At 34.2% G+C, this 16872-nt stretch carries 16 protein-coding genes and 1 tRNA gene; 9 read left to right on the top strand and 8 right to left on the bottom strand.

Features of this window, described 5'->3' with window-relative positions:
* Positions 1–26 precede the first annotated feature (26 nt).
* Positions 27–2600, top strand: a complete 2574-nt coding sequence (locus tag ACNQGB_RS12830) for a delta-60 repeat domain-containing protein (protein ID WP_417944233.1) — start codon at positions 27–29, stop codon at positions 2598–2600.
* A gap of 195 nt (positions 2601–2795) precedes the next feature.
* On the opposite strand, the gene bioB is transcribed toward ACNQGB_RS12830, so the two are convergent.
* From bioB to ACNQGB_RS12795, 7 genes are all read right to left on the bottom strand, one after another.
* Positions 2796–3881: a biotin synthase BioB gene (gene bioB / locus ACNQGB_RS12825; protein ID WP_417944232.1), complete on the bottom strand. Its 1086-nt coding sequence runs from the start codon at positions 3879–3881 to the stop codon at positions 2796–2798.
* 255 nt (positions 3882–4136) lie between these two features.
* Positions 4137–4592 carry a hypothetical protein gene (locus ACNQGB_RS12820; protein ID WP_417944231.1) on the bottom strand — a complete coding sequence of 152 codons (456 nt, stop codon included), beginning with the start codon at positions 4590–4592 and terminating at the stop codon, positions 4137–4139.
* Between the two features lie 117 nt (positions 4593–4709).
* Complete coding sequence (locus ACNQGB_RS12815; RefSeq protein ID WP_417944279.1) at positions 4710–5639, bottom strand: bifunctional riboflavin kinase/FAD synthetase; 930 nt, start codon at positions 5637–5639, stop codon at positions 4710–4712.
* A gap of 98 nt (positions 5640–5737) precedes the next feature.
* A complete protein-coding gene (locus ACNQGB_RS12810; protein ID WP_417944230.1) occupies positions 5738–7777 on the bottom strand; it encodes a T9SS type A sorting domain-containing protein in 2040 nt (679 codons plus the stop codon).
* A gap of 149 nt (positions 7778–7926) precedes the next feature.
* The gene (gene pth, locus ACNQGB_RS12805; protein ID WP_417944229.1) at positions 7927–8553 is read right to left on the bottom strand and encodes an aminoacyl-tRNA hydrolase; all 627 of its coding nucleotides are present in this window, start codon (positions 8551–8553) and stop codon (positions 7927–7929) included.
* A 307-nt stretch (positions 8554–8860) separates the two neighbouring features.
* Positions 8861–9472 (bottom strand): 50S ribosomal protein L25/general stress protein Ctc, encoded by a 612-nt coding sequence (locus ACNQGB_RS12800; protein WP_309760455.1) that lies wholly within the window; start codon positions 9470–9472, stop codon positions 8861–8863.
* Between the two features lie 131 nt (positions 9473–9603).
* Positions 9604–10545, bottom strand: a complete 942-nt coding sequence (locus ACNQGB_RS12795; protein WP_417944228.1) for a ribose-phosphate pyrophosphokinase — start codon at positions 10543–10545, stop codon at positions 9604–9606.
* A 293-nt stretch (positions 10546–10838) separates the two neighbouring features.
* Here ACNQGB_RS12795 and ACNQGB_RS12790 point away from each other — a divergent pair.
* Positions 10839–10918 (top strand) — tRNA-Leu (locus ACNQGB_RS12790).
* 802 nt (positions 10919–11720) lie between these two features.
* On the opposite strand, the gene ACNQGB_RS12785 is transcribed toward ACNQGB_RS12790, so the two are convergent.
* Entirely contained in the window at positions 11721–12068 is a 348-nt protein-coding gene (locus tag ACNQGB_RS12785) for a toxin-antitoxin system YwqK family antitoxin (RefSeq protein WP_417944227.1), read from the bottom strand.
* Between the two features lie 227 nt (positions 12069–12295).
* Here ACNQGB_RS12785 and aspS point away from each other — a divergent pair, with 227 nt between their 5' ends.
* From aspS to ACNQGB_RS12750, 7 genes are all read left to right on the top strand, one after another.
* On the top strand, positions 12296–14041 hold the full coding sequence (aspS, locus tag ACNQGB_RS12780) for an aspartate--tRNA ligase (RefSeq protein ID WP_417944226.1): 1746 nt from the start codon (positions 12296–12298) through the stop codon (positions 14039–14041).
* Positions 14042–14205: 164 nt separating this feature from the next.
* Positions 14206–14400, top strand: a complete 195-nt coding sequence (locus ACNQGB_RS12775; RefSeq protein ID WP_007137066.1) for a cold-shock protein — start codon at positions 14206–14208, stop codon at positions 14398–14400.
* A 293-nt stretch (positions 14401–14693) separates the two neighbouring features.
* Positions 14694–15059: an NADH-quinone oxidoreductase subunit A gene (locus ACNQGB_RS12770; RefSeq protein ID WP_417944225.1), complete on the top strand. Its 366-nt coding sequence runs from the start codon at positions 14694–14696 to the stop codon at positions 15057–15059.
* Positions 15060–15145: 86 nt separating this feature from the next.
* Positions 15146–15694 (top strand): NADH-quinone oxidoreductase subunit B, encoded by a 549-nt coding sequence (locus tag ACNQGB_RS12765; protein ID WP_417944224.1) that lies wholly within the window; start codon positions 15146–15148, stop codon positions 15692–15694.
* Positions 15695–15697: 3 nt separating this feature from the next.
* The gene (locus tag ACNQGB_RS12760) at positions 15698–16219 is read left to right on the top strand and encodes an NADH-quinone oxidoreductase subunit C (protein WP_309757419.1); all 522 of its coding nucleotides are present in this window, start codon (positions 15698–15700) and stop codon (positions 16217–16219) included.
* 10 nt (positions 16220–16229) lie between these two features.
* A complete protein-coding gene (locus ACNQGB_RS12755) occupies positions 16230–16529 on the top strand; it encodes a nucleotidyltransferase family protein (protein WP_417944223.1) in 300 nt (99 codons plus the stop codon).
* Positions 16522–16866 (top strand): HepT-like ribonuclease domain-containing protein, encoded by a 345-nt coding sequence (locus ACNQGB_RS12750; protein WP_417944222.1) that lies wholly within the window; start codon positions 16522–16524, stop codon positions 16864–16866. The genes ACNQGB_RS12755 and ACNQGB_RS12750 overlap by 8 nt, the downstream gene beginning before the upstream one ends.
* Positions 16867–16872 lie beyond the last annotated feature (6 nt).

Below are 16872 nucleotides of genomic sequence, written 5' to 3'. Positions count from 1 at the left end.
TTTTCGATTCGCAAAATCAAGGCCGTTTGGCCAAAGTTGATCCATTTGGAGCTTTAGATATTGCATTTCTTACTGCTGGAGTAGGTTTTGATAATTCGGTTTTGAAGGTGCTGGCTTTATCTGATAACAAAACGATGGCATTTGGTAATTTCACTAAATTTAATGGTGTCCTTTGTAACAGAATAGCACGATTGGCGGATGATGGTTCAATCGATTCTACATTTAATAGTGCTGGTATTGGTGCAAATAATACTGTTCGAAGTGCCCTTTTGCAACCAGACAATAAAGTTGTTATCGCTGGAACTTTCACATCTTACAACGGTTTACTTGCAAATAGAATAGCAAGAGTTTTGTCTACTGGAATGTTAGATCCAAGCTTTATAACTGGAATTGGTGCTAATAATATTATTTATGCACTTGCATTACAACCTGATGGTAAAATAATTATAGCAGGAAATTTTACAAGCTACAATGGAATAGTAGTGAATAGAATTACCCGATTATTACCCGATGGAAGTATTGACCTTACTTTTAACACTGGTCTAGGAGCAGATGCAATTGTCGAAGCCATAGTGCGTCAGCCAGACGGAAAAATAGTATTGGGTGGCCGTTTCACAACCTTTAATACTTATTCGTGTAATCGAATAGTTCGCTTAAATTCAGATGGAAGTATTGATTCTAGTTTTTCGGTAGGCAGTGGTTTTGATAAAAACGTATATGCTTTAGCTTTCCAATCTGATAATAAATTGATTGTTGGAGGGGCATTTTTAACGTATAAAGGTCTCTCCGCAAAGAGAATCCTGAGATTAAATGGCGACGGAAGTTTAGATGTAACTTTCAATTCTGGTACTGGTCTTAGTAGTGGTGACGTGAGATGTATTTTGGTTCAACCCGATGATCGGATGTTAGTAGGAGGTACTTTCTCTGGAACGTATAATGGTATTGCTGTAAAACGAATGCTAAGATTACTCTCATCTGGAGTTTATGACCCAACCTTTTTAGTAAATTTAAACGGCTCGTTGTATAGTGCTTGTTTTACGGTAAATCATAAAGTAATTATTGGGGGAAGTTTCAATTCTGTTTCTGGCATAACAAAGCATAGGGTAGCCAGTATTAAATTGTGTACCAATAGTTCTACATGGAACGGAATAGCTTGGGATAATGGATTGCCATCAGAAGAAAGAACACTTATTTTTAATGGTAGTTACACGCCTATTTCCACTATAAATGCATGTTCATGTTCTATTAGTTCAGGAAATACAGTGACTTTAGCAAATGGAAATACTTTGGGTTTAGTTTTTGATTATTCGGGTGCGGGTACCTTGATTATAGAAAACAATGCGGCACTTTATCAGTCAGAAGATCAAGTTATCAATACGGGAATTATTCTGCTAAAGCGAAAAACGACACCAATCCTGAAAATGGATTATACCTATTGGTCTACTCCTGTTATAAATCAAAAATTGATTGATGTTTCACCCAATACACGTTTAGATAAGTTTTATTCATTTAATGCGGGATTAGATTCTTGGTTAAATGAGGATGCAAATGCCGTAATGACACTAGGAAAAGGATATATTATACGTGGCCCAGAATCTTTTTCGGATTCAGGTACTGCCATTCACGAAGCGGTATTTACAGGAGTTCCGAATAACGGGCTGGTGACCGTGCCTATTGGCGCTTCAGGTACGTCGAATCTAGTTGGAAATCCTTATCCCTCAGCTCTTGATGCCAATTTATTTTTAATTGAAAACAGTGTCAATTTAGATGGAACCATATATCTCTGGACACATAATACTGCTATAACTAATAATTTATATACGGCGGATGATTATGCAACATATAATCTGCTGGGAGGTGTTGGTACGAATGCAGCGTTGAGTTCAGGTGTGAGTACTTCAAAACCGGACGGGAATATAGCCTCTGGCCAATCTTTTTTTGTTACAAGTATAAATAATACTGGTGACTTAAAGTTTAATAATTCCATGCGGTTAATTGGACAGAATTCTAGTTTTTTTAGATTTAATGGGGACAAGAAAGCAAAACAAAATGAGGTTGAGAAGCATCGAATTTGGTTGAATTTATTTAATAATCAAGGCGCTTTTAAGCAAATATTAGTGGGTTACGTAAATAGAGCAACAAATGGATTAGATGCCTCATTTGATGGAGAAAGTTTTAATGGTAACCAATATTTAGATTTTTACAGCATTGTTGAAGATAAATATTTAGCAATTCAAGGCAGGGCTTTGCCTTTTGCTGCAACAGATGAAATAAAATTAGGATTTTCTACAACCATAGCGGGTTCATTTACAATCAAAATAGATCAAACCGATGCGTTTTTTTCGGGCCAAAATGTTTTTATCGAGGATAAATTTAATAATACTAGTGTTAATTTAAAAAACGAAAATTTCACTTTTACTACTGAAGTTGGAGTTTTTAATGAACGTTTCGTTTTGCGTTTTACCGATAAGACTTTAGCATTGAATGATCTCGTAAAAGACAATGAATCAGTTGTAGTATTTCGTAAAAACGAGCAGTTGATCATACATTCTAAAAAAGAAAATATCTATTCAATTGCAATACATGACTTGGCTGGATGAAAAATGTACATTAAAAAAAATATAAATGAAATGGATTTTTCGGTTCTTACCGTAAAAGCTAAAAATCAAATAATTTTGGTAACAATAGTTCTGCAAAATGGTCAGTCAATGGTTCGAAAAGTAATTTATTAATTTGATTTCATGAAAAAACCACCTGTTTTAAACAGATGGTTTGTATGATAAATGCGTCTAAATTTATTTTTCTTTGCCTGATGCTTCAAGATTTCGTTCAATTGTATGTCCTGGTCTTGACCATTTTGGTTTTTCACCTAATGGTACAAATTGAGAGTCTTCAGCTTCAACGGTTTGTGGTTGAGAAACTTTTGTGAAAGGTTTTTGTGGATTCAAACCTAACATTTCAAACATTTTCATGTCTTCATTTACATCAGGATTTGGTGTAGTCAATAATTTATCTCCTGCAAAAATAGAATTTGCACCAGCAAAAAAGCACATGGCTTGCCCTTCACGACTCATGTTCATTCTCCCGGCTGATAAACGCACTTGAGTTTCTGGCATGATGATTCTTGTGGTCGCTACCATTCGTATCATTTCCCAAATTTCCACTGGCTTTTCCTCTTCCATAGGAGTACCCTCCACGGCAACCAAAGCATTAATTGGTACAGATTCAGGTTGTGGGTTCAAAGTAGAAAGTGCTACTAGCATTCCGGCTCTATCTTCGATACTTTCACCCATCCCAATTATTCCTCCGCTACATACAGTAACATTCGTTTTACGAACATTTTCTATGGTTTGCAAACGGTCTTCAAATCCGCGTGTTGAAATCACTTCTTTATAATACTCCTCTGAGGTGTCTAAATTGTGGTTGTAGGCATACAATCCTGCTTCCGCTAATCGGTGTGCTTGATTTTCAGTTATCATTCCTAGGGTACAGCAAACCTCCATGTCAAGTTTGTTAATCGTTCGTACCATTTCAAGCACTTGGTCAAATTCAGGACCGTCTTTTACGTTTCTCCACGCTGCTCCCATACATACACGCGAGGAACCGCCAGATTTAGCTCGCAAAGCTTGTGCTTTTACTTGACTAACAGACATTAAATCATTGCCTTCAATTTCAGTATGGTAACGCGCTGCTTGCGGACAGTAACCACAGTCCTCAGGACATCCGCCTGTTTTTATGGATAACAATGTCGAGACTTGAACCACGTTTGGATCGTGGTGTTCTCGATGGATTGAAGCTGCTTCAAAAAGCAAATCCATCATGGGTTTATTGTAAATGGCGATAATTTCGTCCTTCGTCCAATTGTGTTTTGTAATACTCATCGATGCACTTTTTTAGTGACCCAAAAGTAGTTAAATTGTTCTAAAGAAGCAATGCAATACCATTGAAAAGGAATTTAAGTGCTATTTTAGTTGAGGTTTGGTATTATAGAAATCACATGATTAGTCGGCACGTAATTTTTTAATTTCTAATTCTCCTCTTCTGTTATTCACGGTTTAGTATTTACCAACGGAACTGTGAACGATAATTTAATGTGACGAAGATGTTTTAAATATTATTTGCTAACACTAATTTTTTTAAGATTTGTTTCCATGTTTGTCAGAGGAATATCGAGTATCCCAATATAAAAGTAGCATGAAAGTTACTATTATTGCTGAGCTAATCCCTTCAAATAACAAAGAGATAGAATACGTCATTACAGATGGTTCACCACCAAACAAGAAGGTTTTAGATAATGATCCAATATATTTTTCTCCACCTTTTGCAAAACTATATGCAACTAAGGCGGCTATGCTCAAGATAACACCTATCAAAGATGTTGCTAATGCAGATACAGAATTACTCGCTAAATTAGTTTTTCCTTCTGCAAAATTAGATTTAAGAGTTCTATTCGTACCATAAAAAATAAAAAGCACGTTAAAAACACGAAGAATATAAATGTCAGCAAGACCCAAAAGTTCCATGATTAAGAAATAGATTCCAATTCCTAGTATTATAATGAGTCCGTTTATTAGTTCTTTGGGAAGTTTCATAACAAGCATTTTTAAAAATTGAAAAAGAATATTTTTTTGATTAAAAAATGTATTATTTTCAAATTTAAAGAAAAAAAGGTAATGTTTTATGAAAATTAAGAAACATTTTACACTTAATTAAAATGTGTTCAAGTAGCTTAATGCCGCTTTTTTGTCTTTTTGGAGCTGTGCTTTTAGAAGCGTTATCGAGTCGAATTTTTGTTCTGAACGCAATCGATGCAAAACGGAAACACTAATTTTTTGATTGTATAAATCAGCGTTAAAGTCAAAATAATGAATTTCTATAGTTTGAGTTTTGCCCTTTACTGTTGGGTTAAAACCGATGTTCATCATCCCAAATACGATTTGCTCATTGATAGTGCTTTTTACAATATAAACGCCATTTTGTGGTATTAATTTATAGTCTTCTGCGATCTCTAAATTAGCAGTTGGAAAATCTATTGTTCTTCCCAGCTTTTTGCCTTGAATAATATTTCCTGTTAGAAAATAATCATAACCTAAATAATCATTTGCTAGATCCATATCGCCGGCAACCAAAGCATTTCTGATTTTTGTAGAACTCACAGAAATATCATTTATTTCTTGAACGGATATTTGTTCTACTTCAAAACCATATTCTTGGCCATAGGCAATAAGATCATCAATATTTGCAGTTCTATTTCGTCCAAATCTGTGATCGTGACCAATAATTATTTTCTGGATGTGAAAGCGGTCTATAAGAATACTACGTACAAATTCTTCAGCGGTTAGTCTCGAAAATGCTTCATCAAACGGATGTATGACTAGATTTTCTATACCAATTTGTTCTAACAAATCAATTTTTTCGTCAATTGTGTTGAGCAACTTAATATCAGAATGTTCTTGAAGTACCATTCTAGGATGCGGAAAAAAAGTAAGGACCAAACTTTCGTATTTTTGATTTTCCGTATTTTTGGTTATTTTTTTTAGGATTTTTTTATGCCCAATATGTACTCCATCAAAAGTGCCTAAGGTTAATATTGTTTTTTTTGTGGAGTTGAAATCGTTTATAGAGTGAAAAATCTTCAAAGCAAGTGTTTTATAATGGTACAAATTTAAGGTATCCATTTGATAAAACTAAAAAAGGACCGAAAACTTCAATCCTTTTTTTGTTCATTTTATGTTATTTATTTTTTTATAAACCGAATTGTTTTTGTTTCGGATTGATTTTTTGATAGTTTTAAAAAATAAATCCCTTGTGTTAGATTGGAAACATTAATACTAAGGTCAGCTTCTGAGTCTATTTTTTTAGCTTTTATAATTTGGCCTAAAGTGTTAATGATGGTATAGTTCTCTGGAATGTCTAATTTATTTTCAACAGCAATTTGTAATAAATTAGAGGTAGGGTTAGGATACAGATAAACGGAACTTTCACTTTCGAATTCATTTGTTGCAAGTGAATTATTGCTGAATTTCGTTGTTTCTGATCCGGTGAAATTTCCTCCCGAAACGATTATGTCTCCAGACGGTGTTTGTAAAGAATAAGATCCTGCTCCGTAATCACAACAGATACCATCTCCTCCGCTATCATAAATGGAGAATGTATAACAATCATTACTAGAAAGGTTAAAGGTTTCTGTTATTAAAGCAGGAAGTGGCTCTGTCCGTGTGGTATTAGTAAATGGTCCGCCTTTGTACAAAACAACGCCTGCAGTATTTTTTAATTCCCAGGTAATTTCTTTTCCGTAGTAGTCTTGCTGTAGTGAAAAGTTTACAGTATTAGAGGTATAGTTTACAGTATTTAAAAGTTCAAAATCTATATTGCTACTGTTGTTTGCAGTGTTTTGATCTGTTGTGCCGTTAGTACTTAGTATCGTAGCGTTAAAATTATGAACTCCTGTGGCGGATGTGATGCTGCTTAGGGTGACGTTTTGTGATTGATTATTAGCCAGAGTCCCCGTCCAGTTGTATGTTTGTAAATTTTGGTTGTCAACGCCGTAACGAATTGAGGCTTGTTTCAAAGGAGCAGTTCCTTTATTTGTTATTTTTATTCGTGGTAAAAATGTTTTGCTACAATTAATGTTTAAATTAATAACTAATGTCGTCGCATCATTTGTAAGCAGGATTCCAGGTGTCAGTGCGTCTGAAGTTTTTAATGATGCCCTTCGTGCGGAATTATTCATAACGGTGATCATTCTGTTTTTTTGATCGGTGGTAAAAATGTTCATACAAGTGTCATTTGTATAATCCATGTAATTTTCAATCATGTCTAACCCGGGAGAATCTATACAGGAGTCAGCCCCTTTAGGGCAACCATAGTTTTCTTGACCTGCATTTGGAGTATCTGCACAAAAATCATCTACTGTGCAGTCCCCATCTCCCCAAATATGGCGCAACCCTAACCAATGACCGACTTCATGGGTAGTAGTTCTACCGCCGTCATATCGAACTGCATAGGTACCACTAGGAAAATAGGCGGATGAACCAAAAAAAGAATACCCAATTACAACGCCATCAGTACTAGCTGGGCCTCCATTTACATTGATACCAGTTAGGGTAGAGTTACTTGGAAATTGTGCATATCCTAATAGGGAGCTGGCTGAAAATTTAACTACCCAGATATTTAAGTACTTGTCAGGATTCCAAACAGTTAATGGCTTTACCATAGTGTCTATATCATCTGTAGACCAGCTTGCTTGTTCTAAGTCAACGCGGTCAATGCCATTTGTTAAAACTCCAGAGGGGTCTCTTTTTGCTAAAGCAAATTCAATCTCAACATCTGCTCCTACAGGATTTGTGTTAAAGCCGGGTGTTGCTGATTTTCTCCTAAAATCCTCGTTTAAGACTTGTATTTGAGAAATTACTTGCTCGTCAAAAATATTTTCGTCAGTTCCTATTAGATCTCCGTTATGAATAACATGTACTACAACAGGAATTGTGATTACGGCATTGACTCTGGAACCTTTAGGTGCATTTTTCCTTATTTCTTTTTCAAGAGCAATTTTTGGAGTAATCCATTGTTCGAATTCAGAATTTGACAATCTATTGGGGTTTTTAGACTTCAAGTATTCTTCATATTCCGTGCTAGCGCAACGAATGACTTCTCCTGTTTTGATAACTTTGTTCTTGCCAAAAAGGGAAACTTCGGTAGTGTTGTTTACTTGCGCAAACGAATTATGAGCTGAAAAAAATAGGCAAAATAGTAGTATGAAAGTAATTTTTTTCATGGTATCGTTTTTTAATTGCTTTTACAATTTGGGGTGTAAAGTGCTGTTTTTCTATAAATCATTGAATAATGCACTAAAATTAATTATTATTACGCTCTAATACAAATTAATTCAAAGTCCATTTTGTTGGTATACAGAAAAGTAATGGTTTATTTTCCGTTAAAAGTAGTCATTGTGTTTTCTAAACCAGCTGTTCCAAATGATTTTATGATTTCTGAAGCCAATTCTAATCGTTCTGGTAGTGCTAGTTTTTCTGCGTCATCCCATTCACCAAGAACATAATCTACTTGTTTTCCTTTTTTGAATTCATCACTGATGCCAAAGCGAAATCGCGTATAGTTTTGTGTGTTCAGAACAAGATTAATATTTTTTAAACCGTTATGTCCGCCATCACTTCCTTTTGGTTTAATGCGAACTGTTCCAAAAGAAAGGTTTAAATCATCTGTAATGATAAAAATATTTTCTAAAGGAATATTTTCTTTATCCATCCAGTATTGAACGGCTTTGCCGCTTAAGTTCATATAGGTATTCGGTTTAAGCAGCAAGAAAGTTCTTCCTTTGAATGCGTATTTAGCTAGGGTACCTAGTTTTACGGTTTCAAAAGTGACATTCTCTTTCTTTGCTAAAAAATCAACTATTTTAAAACCTATGTTGTGTCTTGTATTTACGTATTCTGAACCGATATTGCCTAGTCCTACGATTAAAAATTTCTTCATATTGGGTATTTTATCTTCTGCTTTTTCAATTGAAAACAGTTTGTTTATCCATTTTATCATGCTGCAAAAGTAAACTTAATTCGAATAGTTGGCCTATTACATTTTTAGAAAATCGCGATTGAAAACATACTATTTTTTGATAGCCCTGATGGAAGTGGCATCCTTTTTTTATGTACCCGAACAGGGTAGATAAAAAAAGATACAACGGACAGCAGGAGGAGTCGTGTTTTGTATTGAGATATTGGTGCTCCTAATACTAAGAAATGGGATAATAAGTTTGCTTCGTCCTTTGCCATTAAAAAAAATTATGAGCATAAAAAAAGCGCCAGTTGTAAAACTGGCGCTTTCTTGAATGATGGAAAAAATATTATTTTTTCTTTCCTTTCGCAGGTGCTTTTGCTGCTTTTGCCGCTTCTTGAGCCGCTTTCATAGCCGCACGAGAAATCTTCACTTGACAGATAACAGTGTTGTCTGGGTGCATGATTTTGAAGTTTGGTGTTGGCACTTTTGTAACGTACAATTTGTTACCCATATCAAGTGGTGTAATGTCAGCTTCAACAAAATCTGGAAGATCTTTTGGTAAAGCTCTCACTTTTAATTTACGAGTATTTAAACGTAAATCTCCACCTGCCATAACTCCTTTTGAGTTACCAATGATTTTCACTGGAACTTCCATAGTGATTTCTTTGTCGTCAAAGATTTGAAAGAAGTCAATGTGTAAAATCTTGTCAGACACTGGGTGAACTTGAATGTCTTGTAAAATAGCGTTAAATGATTTTCCTTTTCCAAGATCGATCTCAACTGTGTGAGCGTTTGGAGTGTAAACCAAGTTTTTGAAAGCCATAACTTCTGCTGAGAAATGAACTGCCTGATTTCCTCCGTATAATACGCAAGGAACCAATCCAGCATTACGTAGGGCTTTAGTTGCTACTTTGCCCACGCTTTCTCTTTCTGATCCTTTAATTGTAATCGATTTCATTGTAAAAAAATATAGTTATTAAATAATTATTCATGCTTTTGGCAATAAGCTTTAAGCTTTATGCAAATGTAATACGTTTTAGGCGATCTCAAAATGCTTTTGGCTTAAAGCCTTTTGCATAGTGCCATATACTACATTATAAATTTTCCACTAATGGAATTGTTGTGGTGCACCATGTGCATAACTTCAGCAAAAAGAGGTGCACAACTCAACACTCTTATTTTGTTTGATTCCTTCTTTAACGGAATAGAATCGGTCACTATTAATTCGCTTAATTGCGATTCTTCAATTTTTTCGTAAGCATCACCAGATAAAATCGCGTGAGTACAAATAGCTCTTACGCTCAATGCTCCTTTTTCGATCATTAAATCTGCGGCTTTCGCCAAAGTGCCTCCGGTATCTATCATGTCATCTACTAGGATTACATTTCGACCTTTAACCTCACCAATCAATTCCATGGTGTCAATAACGTTGGCTTCTTTTCTTTGTTTGTAACAAATTACCACATCCGATTCTAAAAATTTAGAATACGCATATGCTCTTTTTGAACCTCCCATATCTGGAGAAGCGATTGTCAAATTGTCTAAGCCTAGACTTTTTACATAGGGTAAAAAGATAGTCGAAGCAAAAAGATGATCTACGGGTTTTTCAAAGAATCCTTGAATTTGATCGGCATGCAAATCCATTGTCATTACTCGTGTTGCGCCTGCTGCATCTAATAAATTAGCTACTAGTTTAGCTCCTATCGGAACCCTTGGCTTGTCTTTCCTATCTTGTCTTGCCCAACCAAAATAAGGAATTACCGCTGTTATGTGTCTGGCTGATGCACGTTTTGCGGCATCAATCATTAATAACATTTCCATCAAATTATCAGCTGTTGGAAAAGTTGAGCAAACAATAAAAACGCGTAAACCTCTAATAGATTCTTCGTAAGAAGGTTGAAACTCACCGTCACTGTATTTTGACATGGTGATTTTCCCTAATGGGATTCCGTATTCCTTTGCTATTTTCTCAGCAAGATAAACACTTTGCGAACAAGCAAAAATTTTAGCTTCTGGTTCTAGGTGTGACATTTAGTATGTTGTTTTATTTCCGATTTTTTTACTTTCGAGAAGGTTTTGTGCTTTTGCATTGCCCCGAATTCTGTATTAGCCTCGAATATAGTTAGTTGTGTGTCTTGTGTTTTAACGAGGTGCAAATTTATAAAATTTATTCAACTCTGAAAGGAAAAAATTAAGTATTTTTAGTAGCACATTTAATATTATTTTTTACATTTGCAGCGTGTTAAAGGAATTGATGGTTGATTTAAACACAATCACATCTTTTATTGCGTTGAGATAACTGTCGTTATTTCATGTCTAGCTAAGCCCGGATGGCGGAATTGGTAGACGCGCTGGTCTCAAACACCTGTGGGAAACCGTGCCGGTTCGACTCCGGCTCCGGGTACTTAAAAGCCTCTTAATCGATTGATTAAGAGGCTTTTTTTATCTTAATCGGTGACGAAATAGGGGACGATTTACAAATTCTCTTAAGTGCAGGGATTATTTGTTTTTACTAGAAATAGTTAAGATGTATAAAAGTAATCAAAGAATAGGAGGGAAGATGTTATTTCTATATTGTTGCTAAAACTGCAATCAATGGCCTAATGAGTTTCAAACTGTTGTTGATTAGTTACTATAAATGTATTCATTGTAACCAATCGGATTCATTGTGTAAATTAACGCTTTTTTTTCTATTTTAATTCTACTCATTTTGTTTTGGGAATCTCTTCCTGAATTAAGTTGTTGCTAAATTATAGGAGATGACTGCAAGAGGTGTTAAAACAAATAGTTTAGAAATAAATCTAACAATGTTTTTAATGTTGCTCACTTTTACGTGAAGAAATGTAATTGTTTTATCTAGATGGTGCAGCTTTTTACTATCTTTTGGTAGATGGCTTAATGCAGAAACAATTTATCTAATATATTTTAATGTGTTTGTATTAAATCATTAGTCCTTAGATTTAGTGTAGTCTCTTGATTGAGCTGTAAGCGCTCGTAAAAGGATTTGACAAATAGTATTATCATGAATTTTCAAATAATAGAAATTCTTTTATAACCTATTTTATTTGTTCAGCTGTAAGTTTATTTTGTTTTAATAATTCTCAAAGGTCTATTTCAAAGACTCCTTTTGTGTAGTAATTAAAAATTATAAGCACAAAAAAAGCTTTCGAATGATCGAAAGCTTTTTTGTATTTGAATGAGAATTTTTAATCTCTAGTTACTAATGCATCTTGTTTCCAAGTTTTAACAGAAGCAATTTTGCTATTAGAGTAGTCTACCTCGTTTAGGTTTTTACCATTCCAGAACAACCATTTCCCAGTTTTCACACCGTTGTCATAAGTAGCAACTGATGATTTATTTCCGTTCTCGTCACATGAAATCCAAGTTCCGTCAAGTTTTCCATTTTTAAAGAAACCTTCTTGTTGTACTTTCCCATTTTCAAAATAGTATGTTGTTTTTACTAATTGACCTACTGCTTCTAATTTTGGGTTGTTTTCTTGAGCAAAAATTGTTCCTGTGAAAAGTATTGCAATTAAAAAGATATATTGTTTCATGATGTTTGGGTTTTTAAATTCATATCAGCTTAACAAATATATAAAGTATTTTACAATAAAAAAACTTTTAGTTAACAATTTGGTAACATTGACCTAAAATTTAACATTGGAAACTAAATTTGCTTTTGTGTGTACTGCTAAATTTTGCTTTTTGGCAATTCATTATTCATAATTAGTCCTAAATTTGCATCCGTGCCCAAAGGGCTAAATAAATTAAAATCTAGAACATGTATAGAAGTCATAACTGTGGCGAGTTGAACGCCTCACATATTAATACAGAAGTTACTCTTGCTGGTTGGGTGCAGAAATCCCGTGATAAAGGTTTCATGAATTGGGTTGATTTACGCGACCGTTATGGAATTACTCAACTTATTTTTGATGAAGGTCGCTCTAATCAAGACGTTTTTGAATTAGCAAAAACACTTGGTCGTGAATTTGTAATTCAGGTAAAGGGAACTGTTATTGAACGTGAGGCCAAAAATAAAAATATAGCTACAGGAGATATCGAAATTTTAGTTACCGAATTAAACATTCTCAACGCATCACTCACGCCACCTTTTACAATTGAGGATGAGACGGATGGAGGTGAAGATATCCGAATGAAATACCGTTACCTAGACATTCGAAGAAATCCAGTAAAAAACAGTTTGCTTTTTCGTCATAAAGTAGCAATGGAAGTGCGTAAATATTTATCTGATTTGGATTTTTGTGAGGTAGAAACACCTTATTTGATAAAATCTACACCAGAGGGAGCTAGGGATTTTGTTGTTCCTTCTCGAATGAATGAAGGACAGTTTTATGCTTTACCACAATCGCCACAAACCTTTAAACAGTTGTTGATGGTGGGTGGAATGGATAAATATTTCCAAATCGTGAAATGTTTCCGTGACGAAGATTTGCGCGCAGACAGACAGCCAGAATTTACACAAATTGATTGTGAAATGGCTTTTGTGGAGCAAGAAGATATTTTAAATGTTTTTGAAGGATTGACTAGACATTTATTAAAAGAAATAAAAGGTATCGAAGTAGAAAAGTTCCCAAGAATTACCTACAATTATGCTATGAAAACCTATGGAAATGACAAACCGGATATCCGTTTCGGAATGGAATTTGGCGAATTGAATGAAGTAGCGCAACACAAAGAATTTCCTGTGTTCAATGCTGCAGAATTAGTGGTTGGTATTGCTGCGCCTGGCGTTGGTAATTATACACGTAAGGAAATAGATGCTTTAATTGACTGGGTGAAGCGTCCTCAAGTGGGAGCAACAGGAATGGTTTATGTTAAATGTAATGAAGACGGAACCTATAAATCATCAGTAGATAAATTCTACGATCAAGATGATTTAGAACAATGGGCAAAAATTACTGGGGCAAAGGTCGGCGATATGATTTTTGTTTTATCTGGACCATCTGACAAAACTAGAGGGCAATTAAGTGCTTTGCGTATGGAAATAGCTACTCGATTAGGCTTGAGAAATCCAGCTGAGTTTGCACCACTTTGGGTTGTTGACTTTCCATTATTAGAATTAGACGAAGAAAGCGGAAGATGGCATGCTATGCACCATCCATTTACTTCTCCAAAACCAGAGGACATGGCTTTGTTGGCTACGAATCCGGGTAAAGTTCGCGCTAATGCATACGATATGGTTTTGAATGGAAATGAAATTGGCGGTGGATCGATTCGTATTCACGATAAAGCCACGCAACAATTAATGTTTAAATATTTAGGTTTTACTGAGGAAGAAGCAAAAGCGCAATTCGGATTCTTGATGGACGCATTCCAGTTTGGTGCGCCACCTCACGGAGGTTTAGCTTTTGGTTTAGACAGATTAGTAGCTATTTTAGGCGGTCAAGAAACTATAAGGGACTTTATTGCATTTCCAAAGAATAACTCAGGAAGGGATGTTATGATCGATGCGCCATCTGTAATTGATGATGCTCAATTAAAGGAGCTTCATATTAGATTGGCTTAATCAATATCAGTGTGTAATTTAGGTTGGTATAGTAAAAAAAAAGTGGTGAATATTGATAGAAAACGTTGAAAATCAATATTTTTACAAAATAAAAACAGAAGAATGTCTTTCGTATTGTAATATATATTACATTTGCTACATTATAAATTATTATTACAATTACAATGCGTACAGGTACAGTTAAATTTTTCAATGAGTCTAAAGGTTACGGATTCATTACAGACGAAGAAACAGGAAAAGACATTTTTGTTCATGCATCAGGAATCAACGCGGAAGAATTGCGCGAAGGTGACAGAGTTAGCTATGAAGAAGAAGAAGGAAGAAAAGGAAAAGTTGCTGCGAAAGTAGCAGTTATCTAAGCATAAAAATTAATTTTTTTTGCCTACGAATGTTTAAGAAAACGTTCCGATTTTTTCGGGGCGTTTTTTTTTGTTGCAATTTTTCAGTCTCGTATAAAATCTCCTGTAATTTTAAAAATCTGAAAATGATTAACGTTAAACATGTCTTAATGCAATATTCGTCGCTTATTTATAATTGATAAAAATTGTAAATTTACATCGTTGTAGTTGCAATGTATTTAGGACTTTTTATTGTTATTTAATAATTTGAAAGTTATCTTTGTGCCCTATATTTATTCAAAAAAATCGATACTATGCAATCCGATCAATTAAATTATATTCCAATTTTAATGCAGTTTGTTCTTGCTGTAGGATTTGTTGTGGGAACCATTATAGTTTCAGGAAAACTAGGTCCAAAAAGATTATCTGAAGTAAAAGGCAAAAATTTTGAATGTGGTATTGAATCTGTTGGAAATGCGAGAATACCATTTTCGGTAAAGTATTTCTTGGTAGCTATATTATTTGTTTTGTTTGATGTGGAAGTGATTTTCTTGTATCCATGGGCAATCAATTTCAAGGAATTGGGAATGGAAGGAATGGTTAAAATGGTAATTTTTATGCTTTTGCTTTTGGTGGGTTTTTTCTACATCATCAAAAAGAAAGCATTAGAGTGGGAATAAAGATTTATTTTAAATGTTGAATGCTAAATTTTAAATGATTTCATTTTAATTTCTAATTCAAAATTTCTAATTCAAAATTATAAAAAATGAGTGATTCAAATATAAATATGGTTGCCCCTCCAGAAGGTGTTGTTGGTGAAGGTTTCTTCGCTACAAAACTGAATGATGTTGTGGGATTGGCTCGTGCAAATTCATTGTGGCCTTTGCCTTTTGCAACATCTTGTTGCGGAATTGAATTTATGGCAACAATGGCTTCGCATTACGATTTGGCGCGATTTGGTTCAGAACGCGTGAGTTTTTCACCTCGTCAAGCGGATATGTTGATGGTAATGGGTACGATTTCAAAGAAAATGGCGCCTATATTACGTCAGGTTTACGAACAAATGTCAGAGCCTCGTTGGGTAATTGCTGTTGGAGCTTGTGCTTCTTCAGGTGGAATTTTTGATACGTATTCGGTTTTACAAGGAATTGATAAAGTAATTCCCGTAGATGTTTACGTTCCTGGATGTCCGCCAAGACCAGAACAAATTGTTGACGGAGTTATGAAATTGCAAGAGTTGGTGCGAACAGAATCAGTAAGAAGAAGAAGTTCTCCAGAATACCAACAACTATTAGCTTCTTATAATATCAAATAAATAATGGCGCTAGAAACTATACAAATTCAAGATAAATTAGTAGAAACTTTTGATTCTTCTGTTTTTGAATTCAAGCAAGAAAGAGATATATTTTCATTTGAAGTTGCTGCGGATAAAATAACTGCGGTGATTCTTTTTTTGAAAAATGATTCAACATTACGGTTTCATTTTCTAACAGATTTGTGTGGGATTCATTATCCAGACAATGATGAAGATCATCAATTTGCGGTGGTGTATCATTTGCACAATTGGTACGAGAACAAAAGAATTAGAATCAAAGCATACATTAACGGTGAAAATCCAGAAATAAAATCGATATCAAATATCTTCTTGAGCTCCAATTGGATGGAAAGAGAAGCTTATGATTTTTATGGAATAAACTTCATTGGTCATCCACAATTGAAACGTATTTTGAATATGGATGAAATGATTTCTTTTCCTATGCGAAAAGAATTTCCAATGGAAGATAGCGGAAGAACAGACAAAGACGATCGTTTTTTTGGAAGAACCACCGACAATTATTAAAATTTAGTTTATGAAATTAATAGACGACAATAAAGAAAAATTGAATGACCTTTGCGTGTTACATCACGTGAAACAATTGTATTTCTTTGGTTCTATTTTTACCAAAAATTTCAAAACCGACAGCGATATTGACATGCTTGTCCAATTTGACACTATGGATTTGGCTATTTATTTTGATAATTATATGGATTTTAAGGAGAAAGCTGAATTGCTTTTTAATAGACCAATTGATTTAGTGGAAAATCAGGCAATTAAAAATCCAATATTCAGAAAAGTTGTTGATCGAGAAAAACAATTAATATATGGATGAGAAAATATTGAAGTCTTTATACGATATAAAATTATCAATTGAAGAAATAGATCTTTTCTTGTCAAACCAAGAGAAATCTTTTTTTAATTATTCTAAAAATCAATTATTAAAAAGAGGTATTGGACCCAATTTAGAAATTATCGGAGAGGTAATGAATAGGATTTTAAAACAGGATCCCAATTTTTCAATTGTTAATTCAAGAAGAATTATTGGTTTACGAAATCAAATTATTCATGCTTATGATACTATTTCTGATGAAAATATTTGGAGTTTTGTTATAAATCACATTCCATTATTAAAAAAAGAAATTGAATTAAATATTAATAATTCATTATAAAATACA

It is taken from the genome of Flavobacterium frigidum, from assembly GCF_048286795.2.
This window is presented reverse-complemented; position numbering and strand designations above follow the sequence as displayed.